Annotated in this window: 16 protein-coding genes and 2 pseudogenes; 12 read left to right on the top strand and 6 right to left on the bottom strand. The window is 37.0% G+C overall.

Features of this window, described 5'->3' with window-relative positions:
* Window positions 1-29: 29 nt before the first annotated feature.
* A complete protein-coding gene (locus MKZ18_RS10860) occupies window positions 30-827 on the top strand; it encodes a phospholipase D-like domain-containing protein (RefSeq protein WP_144594153.1) in 798 nt (265 codons plus the stop codon).
* A gap of 14 nt (window positions 828-841) precedes the next feature.
* On the opposite strand, the gene MKZ18_RS10855 is transcribed toward MKZ18_RS10860, so the two are convergent.
* Entirely contained in the window at window positions 842-1,576 is a 735-nt protein-coding gene (locus MKZ18_RS10855; protein WP_025911275.1) for a MurR/RpiR family transcriptional regulator, read from the bottom strand.
* Between the two features lie 145 nt (window positions 1,577-1,721).
* Here MKZ18_RS10855 and MKZ18_RS10850 point away from each other — a divergent pair, with 145 nt between their 5' ends.
* Window positions 1,722-3,188 (top strand): glycoside hydrolase family 1 protein, encoded by a 1,467-nt coding sequence (locus MKZ18_RS10850; protein ID WP_144594154.1) that lies wholly within the window; start codon window positions 1,722-1,724, stop codon window positions 3,186-3,188.
* Window positions 3,189-3,226: 38 nt separating this feature from the next.
* On the opposite strand, the pseudogene MKZ18_RS10845 reads toward MKZ18_RS10850, so the two are convergent.
* A pseudogene (locus MKZ18_RS10845) lies at window positions 3,227-3,340 on the bottom strand (manganese catalase family protein); the annotation flags it as partial.
* A gap of 9 nt (window positions 3,341-3,349) precedes the next feature.
* Between MKZ18_RS10845 and MKZ18_RS10840 the strand changes: the two are divergent.
* The 3 genes from MKZ18_RS10840 (at window position 3,350) to MKZ18_RS10830 (ending at window position 4,999) form a co-directional block, all read left to right on the top strand.
* Window positions 3,350-3,709 carry a rhodanese-like domain-containing protein gene (locus tag MKZ18_RS10840; RefSeq protein ID WP_061785122.1) on the top strand — a complete coding sequence of 120 codons (360 nt, stop codon included), beginning with the start codon at window positions 3,350-3,352 and terminating at the stop codon, window positions 3,707-3,709.
* Between the two features lie 95 nt (window positions 3,710-3,804).
* The gene (locus MKZ18_RS10835) at window positions 3,805-4,185 is read left to right on the top strand and encodes a YidH family protein (protein WP_035321257.1); all 381 of its coding nucleotides are present in this window, start codon (window positions 3,805-3,807) and stop codon (window positions 4,183-4,185) included.
* Window positions 4,186-4,840: 655 nt separating this feature from the next.
* Window positions 4,841-4,999 carry a hypothetical protein gene (locus MKZ18_RS10830; protein ID WP_153301160.1) on the top strand — a complete coding sequence of 53 codons (159 nt, stop codon included), beginning with the start codon at window positions 4,841-4,843 and terminating at the stop codon, window positions 4,997-4,999.
* Window positions 5,000-5,272: 273 nt separating this feature from the next.
* Here MKZ18_RS10830 and MKZ18_RS10825 read toward each other — a convergent pair whose 3' ends face one another.
* On the bottom strand, window positions 5,273-5,590 hold the full coding sequence (locus MKZ18_RS10825) for a GNAT family N-acetyltransferase (RefSeq protein WP_144594155.1): 318 nt from the start codon (window positions 5,588-5,590) through the stop codon (window positions 5,273-5,275).
* Window positions 5,591-5,600: 10 nt separating this feature from the next.
* Window positions 5,601-5,957, bottom strand: coding sequence for a YunG family protein (locus MKZ18_RS10820; protein ID WP_061785125.1), 357 nt, complete (start codon window positions 5,955-5,957; stop codon window positions 5,601-5,603).
* A 383-nt stretch (window positions 5,958-6,340) separates the two neighbouring features.
* On the opposite strand from MKZ18_RS10820, the gene MKZ18_RS10815 reads away from it, so the two are divergent.
* From MKZ18_RS10815 to MKZ18_RS10795, 5 genes are all read left to right on the top strand, one after another.
* Window positions 6,341-7,843, top strand: coding sequence for a malate:quinone oxidoreductase (locus tag MKZ18_RS10815; RefSeq protein WP_144594156.1), 1,503 nt, complete (start codon window positions 6,341-6,343; stop codon window positions 7,841-7,843).
* Between the two features lie 264 nt (window positions 7,844-8,107).
* Window positions 8,108-8,371 (top strand): hypothetical protein, encoded by a 264-nt coding sequence (locus tag MKZ18_RS10810; RefSeq protein ID WP_025911268.1) that lies wholly within the window; start codon window positions 8,108-8,110, stop codon window positions 8,369-8,371.
* A 328-nt stretch (window positions 8,372-8,699) separates the two neighbouring features.
* A complete protein-coding gene (locus MKZ18_RS10805; protein WP_061785127.1) occupies window positions 8,700-8,948 on the top strand; it encodes a hypothetical protein in 249 nt (82 codons plus the stop codon).
* A 291-nt stretch (window positions 8,949-9,239) separates the two neighbouring features.
* Entirely contained in the window at window positions 9,240-9,443 is a 204-nt protein-coding gene (locus MKZ18_RS10800) for a cold-shock protein (RefSeq protein WP_025911266.1), read from the top strand.
* A gap of 96 nt (window positions 9,444-9,539) precedes the next feature.
* A complete protein-coding gene (locus MKZ18_RS10795; protein WP_165932551.1) occupies window positions 9,540-9,710 on the top strand; it encodes a hypothetical protein in 171 nt (56 codons plus the stop codon).
* Between the two features lie 74 nt (window positions 9,711-9,784).
* On the opposite strand, the pseudogene MKZ18_RS10790 reads toward MKZ18_RS10795, so the two are convergent.
* Together MKZ18_RS10790 and MKZ18_RS10785 are read right to left on the bottom strand one after the other, a co-directional pair.
* Window positions 9,785-10,030: pseudogene (locus tag MKZ18_RS10790) on the bottom strand (immunity protein Imm33 domain-containing protein); the annotation flags it as partial.
* Between the two features lie 2 nt (window positions 10,031-10,032).
* Window positions 10,033-11,505: a serine hydrolase gene (locus MKZ18_RS10785; protein ID WP_061785128.1), complete on the bottom strand. Its 1,473-nt coding sequence runs from the start codon at window positions 11,503-11,505 to the stop codon at window positions 10,033-10,035.
* A gap of 838 nt (window positions 11,506-12,343) precedes the next feature.
* On the opposite strand from MKZ18_RS10785, the gene MKZ18_RS10780 reads away from it, so the two are divergent.
* Together MKZ18_RS10780 and MKZ18_RS10775 are read left to right on the top strand one after the other, a co-directional pair.
* Window positions 12,344-13,473 (top strand): IS3 family transposase gene (locus MKZ18_RS10780; protein WP_318757758.1). Its coding sequence is split into 2 segments (ribosomal slippage): window positions 12,344-12,623 and window positions 12,623-13,473, totalling 1,131 coding nucleotides; the frame shifts between segments, so codons are not numbered across the junction.
* Between the two features lie 710 nt (window positions 13,474-14,183).
* Window positions 14,184-14,651 (top strand): T7SS effector LXG polymorphic toxin, encoded by a 468-nt coding sequence (locus tag MKZ18_RS10775; RefSeq protein WP_144594157.1) that lies wholly within the window; start codon window positions 14,184-14,186, stop codon window positions 14,649-14,651.

The raw sequence follows: 14,651 nt of genomic DNA, 5'->3' as shown, positions 1-14,651 counted from the left end.
ACGTATCTACACGATATAAGAAGTAGGGCATGTTTAAGAAATTAATGGTTATTTTACTTTTGATTACCTGTTTTTTTCTGCTTTTTCAATGGGATGTAAAACAAGGATATAAAAAGTACACGAAGGCTCACCCATACACGGAAACTACAGCGTATACCGGAAAGCTAACGATGTTTCCTGAAGGAAGCAAGCTATATACATCATTATTAACAGACATGAAACAAGCGGAAAGCTATATTTACCTTCAGTTTTTTATCTTTCGAGATGATCCAATTAGCATGAAGTTCATTGAATTACTAAAAGAAAAAGCCAAACATGGCGTGGACGTCAAATTTTCGGTGGATCGCTTTGGTGGGAAAGGCATTTCATCATCATTAATTAAAGAGATGGAAGAGAGTGGCATTGAGTTTGCATTTAGTCGACCTTTGCAATTTCCTCACCTTTTTTATAGTTTAAATCACCGAAATCATCGAAAGCTCGTTGCAATTGACGGCCATACGTCTTATATTGGCGGATTTAATATTGGAGAAGAGTATTTAGGCAACAACGAAAAGTTAGGATATTGGCGTGATTATCACCTTCGAATTCAAGGGAACGGTACGTATGAAATCGAAAAGCAGTTTTTAAAAGATTGGGGAGAAGATACGGGCGCTACTAAAAACCCCCATTCTTTAAACAAAACGGCGTCTTCGAACAATCAATCAGCCTATCAGCTTGTTTTCGCAACGGGAGAAACGCTCGAAAATCAAGTGTTAGATATTGATGACATTCCTATCTGGGAAAAGTTATTAGTAAATACGCCTGAATGGATTTACTATTATTTTTAACAAGCCGACGCATATTACGTCAGCTTGTATACTTCTCTGGCCGTTGCTTCAAGTATGTACATGACAGGAAGCTGAGTAGTGATGTTAAGTGGAAGATTCGCGATTTCTCTACGCTCTTCCGTTGCGTAGTATGGAATGACAATATGCGATAGGTGCGCTAAGGTAGAGGATTTTGTGTTGGTAATGCTGATAATCTTGCTTCCTTCTTCCTTTAACCGCGTGACTTGATCCACCGTTTGCGGGGATTCTCCTGACACGGAGAGCGCAATGGTAATACTATTATCAAGTTGCTGAGCGTTAATGGGAAAGTAGGGGTCATTAATCGCAATTGAAAACTTTCCTAAGCTTGAAAAATAACGTGCTCCGTACTGCGCTAATATACCTGAACTTCCAAAGCCAACGAAGAGAACATGATTAGCTCTTACGACCTCATGGGCTGCTTCGGTAATAACTTCATCAAGATTTCCCTTTAATGTACGCTCCATAAATTCATACGCGAACTCTTTCATTCCTTTTACACTTTCTTCGCTTTCGCTTTCTAAATACAGCTTTAGCTTTACTTTAAATTCACTAAATCCGTCACAGCCTACTTTTCTACAAAAACGTAAAATTGTTGAGGTAGATACGTGAGTGGCAGTTGCCAAGTCTCGAATACGCATATAGATGACCTGTTCACCGTTGTTTAAAATATAATTGTAGATGTTATAATCTAAGTCATTAAACGTTGAAATAACTTCACTTGAAAACATAATTAATCTCCCTGTGTAACAGTATGTTTTTATTGTGTAACAAGTTTCATTATGAGAGACACGTGTCTAAATTGCAAAGAAACCTATTCTTTCACAGCAAAAATATATACAATTACACTACATTATAAAAGGATGGTGCTTAGATATGGCAAACGTAACATTAAAGTTCCCAGACAATTTCTTATGGGGAGGAGCAACGGCAGCGAATCAAATTGAAGGTGCATTTGATGAAGGTGGAAAAGGGTTATCTGTTGACGATGTGATTGAACGAATTAAGCCTGAAGACCGCAAGAAACTCCATCTGCCGTTCCCGACATCAAAAGAAGTTAAAGACGCATTAGCAGACGAAGAAAATCGCCATTTCCCTAAGCGATATGGCATTGACTTTTACCATCGATACAAAGAGGATATTGCGTTATTTAAAGAATTAGGTTTCAAAACGTTTCGCATTTCCATTGCGTGGACGCGTATTTTTCCAAACGGTGTGGAAGAAGAGCCTAACGAAGCTGGACTAGCTTATTACGATGACTTATTAGATGAATTAAGAAAAAATGGTATTGAACCGATTGTAACGCTGTCTCATTATGAAATGCCTCTACACTTATCTCTTGAATACGGAGGCTGGAAAAATCGCGTGGTAGTTGACCATTTTACACGCTATGCTAGAACTGTATTAGAACGATATAAAGGTAAGGTGAAGTATTGGATTACGTTTAATGAAATTAACTCCATTTTAATGAGCCCTTTCATTAGCGGAGGCATGCTGCGAGACAAGGTTGAAGAAGGAAAGCTGTTAGAAGCAACGTTCCAAGCAGCACACCACCAGCTTGTAGCAAGTGCAAAAGCGGTAGAAGCATGCCATGAAATAAATCCAGAGGCTCAAATTGGCTGCATGGTACTCGGGATGATTAATTACCCAGACAGTCCGCACCCAGAAGACGTACACGCAGCGCTAACTGATCAGCGCAAGACGTTTTTCTTCACTGATGTTCAAGCGCGCGGTCATTATCCAGCATACATGAACCGTTTCTTCAAAGAACATGATATCGAGCTTGATATCCATCCGGAAGACGAACATACTTTAAAGAACAATCTTGTAGACTTTGTTTCGCTTAGTTACTATATGTCAACGGTGTCAGCAAGACCAGAAACAGCTGGTGAACAAGCGGTAGGCAATATTTTAACTAATTTAAAAAATCCGTACCTAGAAGCATCAGATTGGGGATGGCAGATTGATCCTGTTGGCTTGCGCACCCTGCTCAATATGTTTTATGAGCGCTATGAAAAGCCGTTGTTTATTGTGGAGAACGGACTTGGTGCATTTGATAAAGTCGAAGAAGACGGCAGTATTCATGATGACTATCGCATCGATTACTTGAAAAAACATATTGAACAAATGAAAGAAGCTATTGCTGATGGGGTAGAGCTCATTGGCTACACGGCTTGGGGGCCAATTGACTTAGTCAGCTTTTCCACGTCCGAAATGTCAAAGCGCTACGGATTCATTTATGTGGACCTTGACGACGAAGGAAACGGTACGCTAAATCGTTCGAAAAAAGATAGCTTTTATTGGTATCAGCGCGTGATTGGAAGTAATGGAGAAGAGCTTTAAGTAGGAAAGAGGCTGGGTCAGTCCCAGCCTCTTTTAATTTAATTCGTTTTTGGCGTTCCGTGAATATAACCTGGAGCTGGCTTAAGAATAGGGGCTTGTCCAGTTGCTTTTGGTTCTTCAATATATGAAAACTCTCCTTGTCCATCAAAGGAGACTGAAAAATGGATTATGTATTTTATATAGTCGTAGCACTGTTTACTTTTTTCATGGTGAAGCAATTCTTTCCCACAAAAGGAATTAGAGAAATTTCAACAGCAACCTTAAAACAAGAACTAAACGATCGCAATAAACAATATATTGATGTTCGTACACCGGGAGAGTTTCGAGGGAATAAAATTCGAGGATTTACGAATATTCCTCTTCAACAGCTTGACCAAAATACAAGCAGCTTATTAAAAGACAAAGAAGTTATTGTTATTTGTCAAAGCGGGATGAGAAGTAAAGCAGCATGCAAGCTTCTTAAAAAGAAAGGCTTCAATCACATTACAAATGTTAAAGGCGGAATGAATGCTTGGAATTAATATGAATCAGGAAATAGAAAACGATAAAATGAATTTAATAAACAAGCCCAAGAAAAACTAAAGCTACTAGGATAATCAAACGGAGGAGGGATGAGATGAGTAATCAAGATATAAAAGCTAAAGAAACAACGAAAGATTCAAAGTATATTCAGCAGCATCTCGCGAATGAACGAACGTTTCTAGCTTGGCTTCGAACGGCTATTTCAATTATTGGTGTGGGTTTTTTAGTAACAAATCTACACTTTACAATGCGAGCTACACTATCTCCGCTTGGTGATCAACTTGCAACAATCATTGGCATTTTATCTGTAGGAGTAGGAATTGTTACGATTATTGTTTCAGCTGTGGCATATGTGAGAAAGATTGAAGCCATTAACAGTCAAACATTCCGCCCAGCCGTCATCAGCATGGTACTTCTCGGTGTATTTGTCATTATTATTTCGCTTATTTTTGGCACTTATTTCTTTATCATTTAAGAGCTTTCACAGCGTAGTATGATTAACTGTTCAAGGGCAATCATCCGATCAGCTTCAGCAGTTTATATGGGGTGTTATCACATTGGCTTGCCTGCGACTATCGTCATGCTTGCTGGTGTCTTCATCGCATTGAAACATCACCTTCCGCTTATAGCTGCTATAGCAATAGGTATCATGTGCTGGCTAGTATGTTTAAGTTTACAAAAGGGAATTGAACTACTTATCACAGTAAGATGATATGGTTCAATCGAATCATACTGCGCATGAGAAACTTATGCTAAGATTGTAAAATACTAAATGATAAGCCATTATATAGAAAAAATGGATAGTAGAAGTGGAAAAGCAAATGATTGTAAGGTGACAGCACCATAATGAAAGCTCTTTATAATAGTTTTGCAAATTTGTTTTTTCTCTTAGGTGGATGCTTTTTAATAAGCCCGCTGTTATTATATCGCTTTATTCACAGTGATTATGACCGGTATATCTGGGTTATTAATGGTCCTTATCCGTTTAGTCATTTAGGAAGCGACCCCTTTCAAATACTGGCAGGAGTTTTATTTCTTAGCATAACGGTTCTTTTTCTAGTTACGGGTTTATTATTTCGAATCAGCGCAAAAAACGTTGAGTTAGACTGACGAAAAGCGGAGGAGAAAAGATGAAAGATATTATTGCAGAATTAGAGAGAATGAAAAAAGATATTTCGGAGCGTTTCGATAGTTTAAAAACAAATATCGAGCAGGATTTAGGTGGAATTGATAAACAGATTGAGTCATTGGAAAAGTTGCAAACATCACCTAAAAAGCAAAGCGAATAACATATACATAATCAGTAAGCGAGTATTACCAAAAAGGACGATAATGTTTATCTTCCTTTTTGGTTTGTTAACGCGTAGTAAAAAAGAAACACGGGTGCTAGCCTGTGAGAAGATGAAGAACGTTATTCCTCATCTTCAAAAACAATCATCACTCCAACAATCTCTTTTAATCAATTATATTTTACTTTTACCTCATACATTCCGTCACCATAACCAGATTTCGAGATTGCGCCGTTTGAAACTACCACCCCTTGCTCATTTGAAATGTCTACATCATCTAAATAATTTAACAGACGGATCAAATAAGCTAATCGCGTAGCGGGCACGGTTGTCGTATTCATTCATCATAAGTCTGGCTTGACCAACGAAGCGGCCGTTATATTCTACGCACCATTCAAGTTTGTTTTTACGAATAGCTTCGACAAATTTTAATGCACGCTCTCTTGTTTTGGGCTGAATATCGGATGAGGTACCGCCATACATACGGACGAGCTCTGGATGTGTTTCTATTTGAAGATAATCATCAACGTCACGATCAATGGGTTGACGAAGTATTACTTTTTCACCTTGGATAATAGGAACATCATTCACTTACTTCACCTCATTTATGTAGAAGGTTTATTTTAACCTGTTCTTTCAAGTAGACATACTGTTGGGCATTTGTATCTTGAAAAGCTTCACTGCGACTTGAAGGAATATGCTGATACGATATAGGTTGATTAAACTGCGAAGCGGTTAGGTCGTAGTATTCATCATTAATCCGATTGTAGAAGTGCCAACCTTCAGCAGCGGGTGTTTTTACAATATCTCCTCCAAACAAGTCGTGGATTACTAAAGATGTGACCCCACACTGACCTTTGGCTGGATTTTCTTTCGTCCATTTTGAGCTAGAGTGGAGCGACCATGCCCTTGTGAATACGCTAAATAGGGAGGCGATATCAATATTTAATTCATTCATACAAAACCTCTGTTGTTAATATTTTCTATATTATACCTGATTATGTAGGATATTGCTAGATAAAGACAAAATCTAGTGAATAAAATGAACAAAATGCACATAAAAGACGTTTTACTTATTAAAATGTTTGGAAAAAGATGCTACAGTTGTAGTATGATATTATTATCAACACTCTATTTAAAAGTGATTTCGGTGTTTTAGATGCGAAATTTTTTTACTTTTTCATCACTTTTGAATAGTTTCTAATCATCATACAATTAGACTGTGATATAGTTATAGTAGTGACGAAAAAGATAGGTTCCTACATCGCATCTCGGTTTAGCTGATTAAGAAGGGGAACATCTACATCTTTTTTGAAAATTTAGGGGATGGGGAAGGTTATCATGAGCAACGTACAGACAAAAACAGACGTTATCTTAATAGGCGCCGGCATTATGAGCGCGACTTTAGGGTCGTTACTCAAAGAGCTGGCACCTGAGTGGAAAATTAAAGTATTTGAGTCACTGACAGACGCGGGAGAAGAAAGTTCAAACGAATGGAATAATGCAGGAACGGGGCACTCTGCATTATGTGAGCTTAACTACACATCTGAAAAAGCAGATGGATCTATCGATATTACAAAGGCAGTAAATATTAATGAACAGTTTCAGCTATCAAGGCAGTTCTGGTCTTATCTCGTAAATAGTAACTTAATTGGTAATCCTAAAGACTTTATCATGCCGATTCCACATATGAGCCTAGTACAAGGTGACCAAAATGTTTCCTTTCTGAAGAAGCGTTTTGAAGCGCTTTCAAAGAATCCGCTATTTAAAGGAATGGAATTTTCAGATGACCCAAACAAGTTAAAAGATTGGGTGCCACTTATTATGAATGGTCGTAAGGTAACTGAACCAATCGCGGCAACTAAAATTGATGAGGGGACAGACGTCAATTTTGGTTCTTTAACGCGCATGCTATTTGATCATTTGAAAACAAAAAACGTAGAGCTTAACTATCGACATAGCGTAAAAAACATTAAACGTACAAGCGATGGACTTTGGGAGCTTAAAGTTCAAAACTTAAATACGGGTTTAACTGAATACCATCAAGCTAAGTTCGTCTTTATTGGAGCTGGTGGAGGGAGCTTACCGCTTTTACAAAAAACAGGTATTCCTGAGTCAAAGCGTATCGGTGGATTCCCAGTAAGTGGACTCTTCATGGTCTGTAACAACCCGGAGGTTATCGAGCAGCATCATGGAAAAGTGTATGGAAAAGCAAAAGTGGGTGCACCACCGATGTCAGTACCTCACTTAGACACGCGTTATATTGGAAACAAAAAAGCGCTGCTGTTTGGACCATTTGCCGGGTTCTCACCAAAATTCTTAAAAACAGGTTCGAATTTAGATCTTATTGGCTCAGTGAAGCCAAACAATATTTTAACAATGCTTGCTGCTGGGGTTAAAGAAATGGCCCTTACAAAATACTTAATTCAACAGGTTATGTTGTCTAATGAAAAGCGTGTGGAAGAGCTTCGTGAATTTATTCCAGATGCAAAAGGAGAAGACTGGGATATTGTTGTAGCTGGTCAGCGCGTACAGGTTATTAAAGACACGGAAGCTGGCGGAAGAGGAACGCTTCAATTTGGTACAGAAGTTGTAAGCTCTTCAGACGGAACGGTAGCTGCGCTTCTAGGTGCATCACCTGGAGCTTCAACCGCTGTTCACGTCATGCTTGAAGTATTAGAAAAATGCTTCCCAGATCAAATGAACGCTTGGGAGTCAAAAATTAAAGAAATGATTCCATCATACGGCATGTCGCTTTCTGACAATCCGGCGTTTTTCGAGAAGATTTATGCTTCAACTTCCCATACGCTTGGCTTGAGTGAGAAGGAATCGGTTTATAATTGAGAGAATACTATAGTTAGAAAAGAACCCATTACCTTGTTCAGGTGATGGGTTTTTCATAAAGAAAGGCCAAAAAACTTTCTTTTATACATATTTCTGTTATATCATTTCGTGATTATTTATTGAGATAATAAGGCTTTTGGTTTATAATGGAATTAACCATTAAAAGATTGAATTTTCTGAAATATATTTCGGTTCCAAAAATGAAATTTTCAATCTCAACGATGAAAAACTGAAAACACACTAAAATTTTGAGGAGGGGCTTTTATGGAATGGAAGTATTGGAAAGTCGTATTACGCTATGGTCATGTAGGAAAACGAAAAGATGTGACGGTTGCACGCTATCTCGTAACGCCTTCTCATTATAATTTAGTCATGGTGATGGACATTGGAAAAGAAATGCCTGGCGTAAAAAGTGAGGGAGTTGTTCGATTAACGGAAGTCGGGTTAGAAGAGTACCTGGCTGGCAAGAGAGCAGAAACGGAAAACTTTTACTTACAGCAGCTTTTTAATTACGAGCTGAGAGCATAGAAAAACTTTCATTAAGAAGCACCACTTAATTTATTTCTTCTACTACCTTCATCTTCTACCATGCAAGCTGAGCTGTTAACTGTTCCACAACTAGCCTTCAACGAAAACAGTATTCATTGTGTTCCAACATAGAAACAAGAATAGCTGAAAGATATAAATAGCTAGCGGTTCTTTTTCGGATGTAAGTAGATTCAAGTGTTGATCCGCCTAACCATTAAACTCTCGGTAAGACCTAAGACGTAGTTGAAATTGATTCTCCAGCAGCTGTTTGAACATTTAATGCTTCTCTATACTTAAGTACATACAAAAAATAGTTGGAGAAGAGAGTATGACTGAAACCATAATAAACCTTGTAGAAGAGTGGGGAATCTGGGGTGTCCTTCTTTCCTTGTTTATTGAAGGGAGTGCATTCCCCTTTATTGGAACATTTTTTATCGTAACGGTAGGCTTTATTTTAGATTTGTCTTGGTTTGGAATCGGTGGGATTTCTCTATTAGGAAGCTTCTTATATGCTGTAGGTAGTTATCTTCCTTATAGAACAACATGCATTTATTTTCAATGTCTAAAAAGGTTTTAAAATAGCTTAAAAACCTCCTGTTGCTGGTTAGAGCTAATTCTTTAGTGAATCAGTTTTGTTTAGAGATGAAAATGACAAGATATCATCTTTTAGCGAATGTCATAGGGCTCTTTCTTCTTTTCTGCATTTGCTATAGTAACTTTTATATGATAAAATTAAGTTAATTATTTTTGTTCGGTATAGAATCAAGAGAAAAGAAATCTGTTCCATCGAAATTTCAATCTTAAGATAGTATGGTTGGACAAGGGTAGTAATACATATGTGGATTATTCCACAGCAGGAGGCAATATTATGGAACAAGGTACAGTAAAATGGTTTAATGCAGAGAAAGGTTTTGGCTTTATCGAAGTTGAAGGCGGCGAAGATGTATTCGTACATTTCAGCTCAATTCAAGGCGAAGGCTTCAAATCTTTAGACGAAGGTCAAAAAGTAACGTTTGACATCGAACAAGGTCCACGTGGTGCACAAGCTGCTAACGTTAACAAAGTAGCATAATTAAATTAAGTAAAAAAGACTCCACCTCGGAGTCTTTTTTACTTATGAATTCAAATAAACAACTTTATGATTTTAATCGAAGAAAGGGGAACGGTTATGGCTGAGAAAATGTTTAAGGATGGAGAAACCGTAAGCATAAAAGCATCAAACGAATCCGTGACAATTTTAAAAGGGCAGTATGTGAAAAACATGAAAAGATACTCTTATATCGTGGATAAATATCCAAGTACTTTTTTCTTTGAAGAAGAGTTAATAAAACAGAAATAAAAGCGGGCTTTATAAAAAGTTAACATAGACAATACGAACAGTAAAAAGGAGTGGAAACCGCTCCTTTTTAGTTTTTTATAAAAACGAACTTCATTATTTCTTTCATATACGCATAAGGGTGGTTGTTGGATAAAGTCCAAAATGGAATCATCGACATTCAAAATAACTCCGATAGAAACAATTTGAAAGTTTTCAGAGTCACTTAGATAATCGTCGTCTTCATATCCGCTCAATATAGACCAACCTAAGTCACTCTCATCATGTGGTTCATCCCTAAGCATAAAGTTGAACTCCTGTTTTTCTAGTACATCATCACTTAATTTTATGACGTTGTATCCGTATCGTCGAGTTTAGTAAATACAATTGGTTTTGCACTTAGCATTGGTGATAAGTTTAATTTTAACTGCGATAGCTTTCCTTCGGTTTCCATTTCATATGCAATTAATAAATTCATTTCTGAATAAGAAATATCCCACTTTACGGTGAACATATTGTAATGATGATGTTTCATCTCCGTATGAAGGGATCCCCATTTTAAATGTAACAGGTCATTTTGTATATCAACTTCAATTTTCCCATATGCAGGGTGCTCAAATATTCCTGTATACTCTTTTAATTCATGTGTAGGGCTTGTTTCTTTTACTTGTGGAAAAGGTTTATCTAACTCTTTCATTATTTCTTTAAACTTAGCTGTATCTTCCGCAGATCTTTTATGCCAGTCGATTGCATCTAGCTCCAGAATCTCATCATAAATTTGATTTGCAAGGTAAGTTGGGAGTAGAGTCGTTCCAGCGTTTGTCAGAATAACAAGGCCGATATTTTCTTCTGGTATAAAAGAGACGAGTGCTGAAAACCCATCAATGTTCCCCCCGTGATGAATGACTTTGTAACCGCGATACGCACTAATAAACCACCCAAGTCCGTAGCAAGTGAGCGCTGTTTCAGACGTAGATAGCAGCGGATCATCAGGAATTGGAATATGCGGTTCATACATTTGCTGCAGTAAATTTGGTGTAATAAGTTCATGCTCTCCAGCTTTTCCTTGATTTAAATGAAATAAAATCCACTTAGCCATATCTTCTATCGTTGAGTTTATGCATCCCGCAGCACCAACCGTATCAATGTTACGCAACGGAATTTTAACGGTATCTTTATCTTTTTCAATGTATGGAAGTGCGTGGTTATCATTTTCTTGTGAAGTAGTAACTGAGAAATTTGTATTTTCCATATGAAGAGGTTGCAAAATATGCTCACTTACATACTGCTCCCATGTTTGGTTCGTGATTTTTTCTACCATATAGCTCATAGTTACATACATTAAATTATTATATAGAAAAGATGTGCGAAATGGTGCATCAAGCTCTAAGTGCTTAATTTTCTCCATAATTTCTTTTCGCGTGAATGAAGATTGATACCATAATAACTCATGACGACTTACCCCAGAACGATGGGAAGCTAAATCACGAGCTGTAGTTTGTGAGCTTATCAGAGGGTCATGGAGTGAAAAAGTTGGAAGATACGTTTGAACAGGTTCATCCCAGTCAAACTTTCGTTGTTGAGCAAGTAAACTTAGAGAAAGTGTACCAAAAGCTTTTGTAGATGAGCCGATTGCAAACAGCGTGCTAGGTGTAACAGGTTTTTTATTTTCAACGTCACGGTATCCAAATCCTTCAGAAAGAACAATTTCTCCATCTTTTACGATTGCGACTGCTGCTCCTGATACATTTAGCTCTTTCATCATTTCTTTTGTACAATTACGCAGGTGATCTGTAAGAGAGGACTTTATTTTTTGCATAAGGCTTTTCTCCTTTACCATTTTTTTCTACAAATAGGTTACTTCGAGGTAAAGAAGGGAAATACCTTCTTGTTAACAAAGATGTCATAATTTCCAATGTTCTTATTAATTAGTAGATTAATAATTTTGATAAAAAAGATAAGACAAAACAATTTAATTGGTTTTATGGTTCCGGTACAAAAATTAACTTAGTATAAGTATACTATCAGAAAGAAACTTTTCACTAATCTCTTACGAATTGAACAAATAGAAATTTCATTTGCTCCAACAAAAAAGCACACCCAGCATTCCAAATACAAAATATTCTCCTATTAAATTAACATTTAGAGAACAATAAACGTATTAGTTATTAATTGACTTGCACAAATGTTATACGTTACTATTGAAGAAACTTAATACTCCAAAGGGGAGTAGCTGTACAACACAGTCGTCATTACGAAACAGTCAGTTTCCGGCTTTGTTGGCAATCTTAATTGTTAGCAAGACCTTTGCCTACGCTTTTAGTTAGGTAAAGTGTGTCTTTATAAATTAAACGCTTTTATCTACTAAAGAGATAAAAGCGTTTTTTTATTTTTATCGATTAAAAATGAGTATGAGGAGTGACTATTTATGTTTAAGAAGCTGTTTAATTCATTAACGAATAATAAGCATTACAGCAGCAGTGATTATAAGAGAAGAAAGTCGAAATCTTTCAAGAGCTATAGTAGTAGTGACGATTATAGAAGAAGTCGCGATCGTCATGATAGTTATGGTCACCACCATGGATAGGCTACACTAAGTTGGACAGATAAAATAAGGGGATGTAAACTTAGACTATTAACTTAAGGAGCGTGCTACTATGACACGTCAACGTCGAACTTTTACACCCGAATTTAAACTGCAATTAGTGAAGCTTTATGAAAATGGCAAATCTCGCGCAGATATTGCCAGAGAATATGATATTACACCATCTGCTTTAGATCGTTGGATTAAAAACTATCTTGAATCTGGTTCATTCGCTGCGAAAGATAATCGAACAGAAGAAGAAAATGAACTTGCTCGATTACGTAAAGAAAACCAACGTTTACTGATGGAGAACGATATTTTAAAGCAAGCAGCGCTGATCATGGGACGAAAATAAATGTGATTCGTAACAATTCTCACAAATATTCAGTATCAGCAATGTGTGACGTCCTCAATATTCCAAAAAGTACTTATTATTATCATGCCGATGAAAGGAACGAATGCGCGAAGAAAGCTGAAGATAAAGAGCTTTCTAGAGAAATTATGCGTATTTTCAAAGAAAGCCGTAATAATTATGGCACACGAAAGATCAAAAAAGTATTAGCAAAATTACCTAAAGCCAAGCAAGTTTCACGTCGCCGAATTGGTCGATTAATGAACGAAATGGGTCTTGTTTCAAACTACACTGTGGCACAATTTAAACCACATCGATCAACTTGTAATGAAACTCCTGTTAAGAACGAATTACAACGCCAATTTACACAAGAAGCACCGTTAGCTGTCATAGTCAGCGATTTAACATACGTCCGTGTCGGAAAAAAGTGGCATTATGTATGCCTATTTGTCGACCTCTTTAATCGAGAAATCATTGGTCATAGTGCTGGTGTGAATAAGACAGCAGAGCTTGTGTATCAAGCCATTGCAAGCATCCAAGCGAATTTGAATGATGTCAAAATGTTTCATACAGACCGTGGGAAAGAGTTTGATAACAAGCTTATTTCAACGGCACTTGATACGTTTGGTATCAAACGATCACTGAGTATGAAAGGATGCCCTTATGACAACGCTGTAGCTGAAGCGACATTTAAGGTATTTAAGACAGAGTTCGCTAACGGAGCTCATTTCTCTTCCCTTGAACAACTAGCTCTTGAACTTAACGATTATGTGCATTGGTTCAATAACATTCGAATTCACGGAACATTGGCCTATTTAACGCCTGCTGAATTTAAACAACAGCCCTTATAATTTTTGTCCAGTTTAGTGTTGACATTCCACCACTATAAAAGAAAACGGAAGAGTGGTAGTTTCTTTAGTAGCTGAGTAGAAGGATGGGTACTAATAAGCAGTATAAAAATAATGCTAAAAAAACAAAAAAGGAGAAGTCTTTTTTATAGAAGGCTTCTCTTTTTTTGTGGTGGATTGTATGAAGGTTGGATTTCTGACCTCTTCGCTGCCAGCGTGGAAAATGAAATTCCCTGTAGTTTTCTACTATGTTCATAAATACCTCTATATCAAGGGTTCAAGGGGGTTTTTAAAATTTAAATGAACTATAGTTTCCCTTGATTTTCTATAGTGTATGACCAAAATATGACCAGAGTGTGACCAACATTTTTTGGTGAATGTAGCTTTTCTTTTGTAGAATGATAGGACTTTGAGATGTGATAGTGTGCCGTAAGTTACCTTTCCACTTAGGTGGAATTACAAGAAAGCAATTAGGAATAATGTAGTCTGACCATAAAGCATAGTGTTTTTATACGTGATATAAACTAGAAATAAATATTTGTGCCTATGACTATTCCCTTTTATTTTGAATTTATATCCTTTTTAATGAATCAACTAGCTTATAAAAGGGATTATTATCCTATTCAGATAGTGTATTAGCAGTTTTATAATGGATAATAGAGGAAAAACTCAAACCAAAGATATATTAATCATAAAATAAAAGAGGGTATGTAATGGGAAAAGTATATGAAGCCAGTACGCTTTTAGCTTATGCCAAAGACAGGGTGCAGGCGTACAAAGCATTTGATGAACAGCTAGATGCATTAAAAAAAGCCCTTCATGCCGTGGCTACACTGGATCATGAATTTCAAGGGAAAGGTGCCGACAGCATAAAAGGCTTTTATACATCACAAGTAGATATGGTCACGTATTGGGAAAGCCTTGTATCTTCACATCAATCCTATTTTAATAGTATTGCAGATTATGCGGAACAAGCTAAATTAAAAGGTGATACGGTTGTAGACGTATCGTTTTTAGAGCAAGAGCTGGCTGTTGCTAATGATCGCTCTAAGCAAATGGTCGAACAGCAGCACACTGAACTTGAAGCGATTTTAAGCAATATTGAAGATATTATACATATTACACCGTTTTCCACAGAGGCCTTTGAAGATGAGCTAAGCGCTGCTGAGAAAAAAGAATAG

The organism is Priestia sp. FSL W8-0001, from assembly GCF_038050335.1.
In the GTDB taxonomy this organism is placed as follows: domain Bacteria; phylum Bacillota; class Bacilli; order Bacillales; family Bacillaceae_H; genus Priestia; species Priestia flexa.
Note: the sequence above shows the minus strand (reverse complement) of the source record. Positions and strands in the feature narration are given on the sequence as shown.

Coding starts and splice junctions, on each gene's coding strand:
- MKZ18_RS10800 (WP_025911266.1), top strand. CDS start 9,240: ATGGAACAAGGTACAGTAAAATGGTTTAATGCAGAGAAAGGTTTTGGC.
- MKZ18_RS10805 (WP_061785127.1), top strand. CDS start 8,700: ATGACTGAAACCATAATAAACCTTGTAGAAGAGTGGGGAATCTGGGGT.
- MKZ18_RS10850 (WP_144594154.1), top strand. CDS start 1,722: ATGGCAAACGTAACATTAAAGTTCCCAGACAATTTCTTATGGGGAGGA.
- MKZ18_RS10830 (WP_153301160.1), top strand. CDS start 4,841: ATGAAAGATATTATTGCAGAATTAGAGAGAATGAAAAAAGATATTTCG.
- MKZ18_RS10815 (WP_144594156.1), top strand. CDS start 6,341: ATGAGCAACGTACAGACAAAAACAGACGTTATCTTAATAGGCGCCGGC.
- MKZ18_RS10855 (WP_025911275.1), bottom strand. CDS start 1,576: ATGTTTTCAAGTGAAGTTATTTCAACGTTTAATGACTTAGATTATAAC.
- MKZ18_RS10810 (WP_025911268.1), top strand. CDS start 8,108: ATGGAATGGAAGTATTGGAAAGTCGTATTACGCTATGGTCATGTAGGA.
- MKZ18_RS10795 (WP_165932551.1), top strand. CDS start 9,540: ATGGCTGAGAAAATGTTTAAGGATGGAGAAACCGTAAGCATAAAAGCA.
- MKZ18_RS10775 (WP_144594157.1), top strand. CDS start 14,184: ATGGGAAAAGTATATGAAGCCAGTACGCTTTTAGCTTATGCCAAAGAC.
- MKZ18_RS10835 (WP_035321257.1), top strand. CDS start 3,805: ATGAGTAATCAAGATATAAAAGCTAAAGAAACAACGAAAGATTCAAAG.
- MKZ18_RS10860 (WP_144594153.1), top strand. CDS start 30: ATGTTTAAGAAATTAATGGTTATTTTACTTTTGATTACCTGTTTTTTT.
- MKZ18_RS10785 (WP_061785128.1), bottom strand. CDS start 11,505: ATGCAAAAAATAAAGTCCTCTCTTACAGATCACCTGCGTAATTGTACA.
- MKZ18_RS10820 (WP_061785125.1), bottom strand. CDS start 5,957: ATGAATGAATTAAATATTGATATCGCCTCCCTATTTAGCGTATTCACA.
- MKZ18_RS10840 (WP_061785122.1), top strand. CDS start 3,350: ATGGATTATGTATTTTATATAGTCGTAGCACTGTTTACTTTTTTCATG.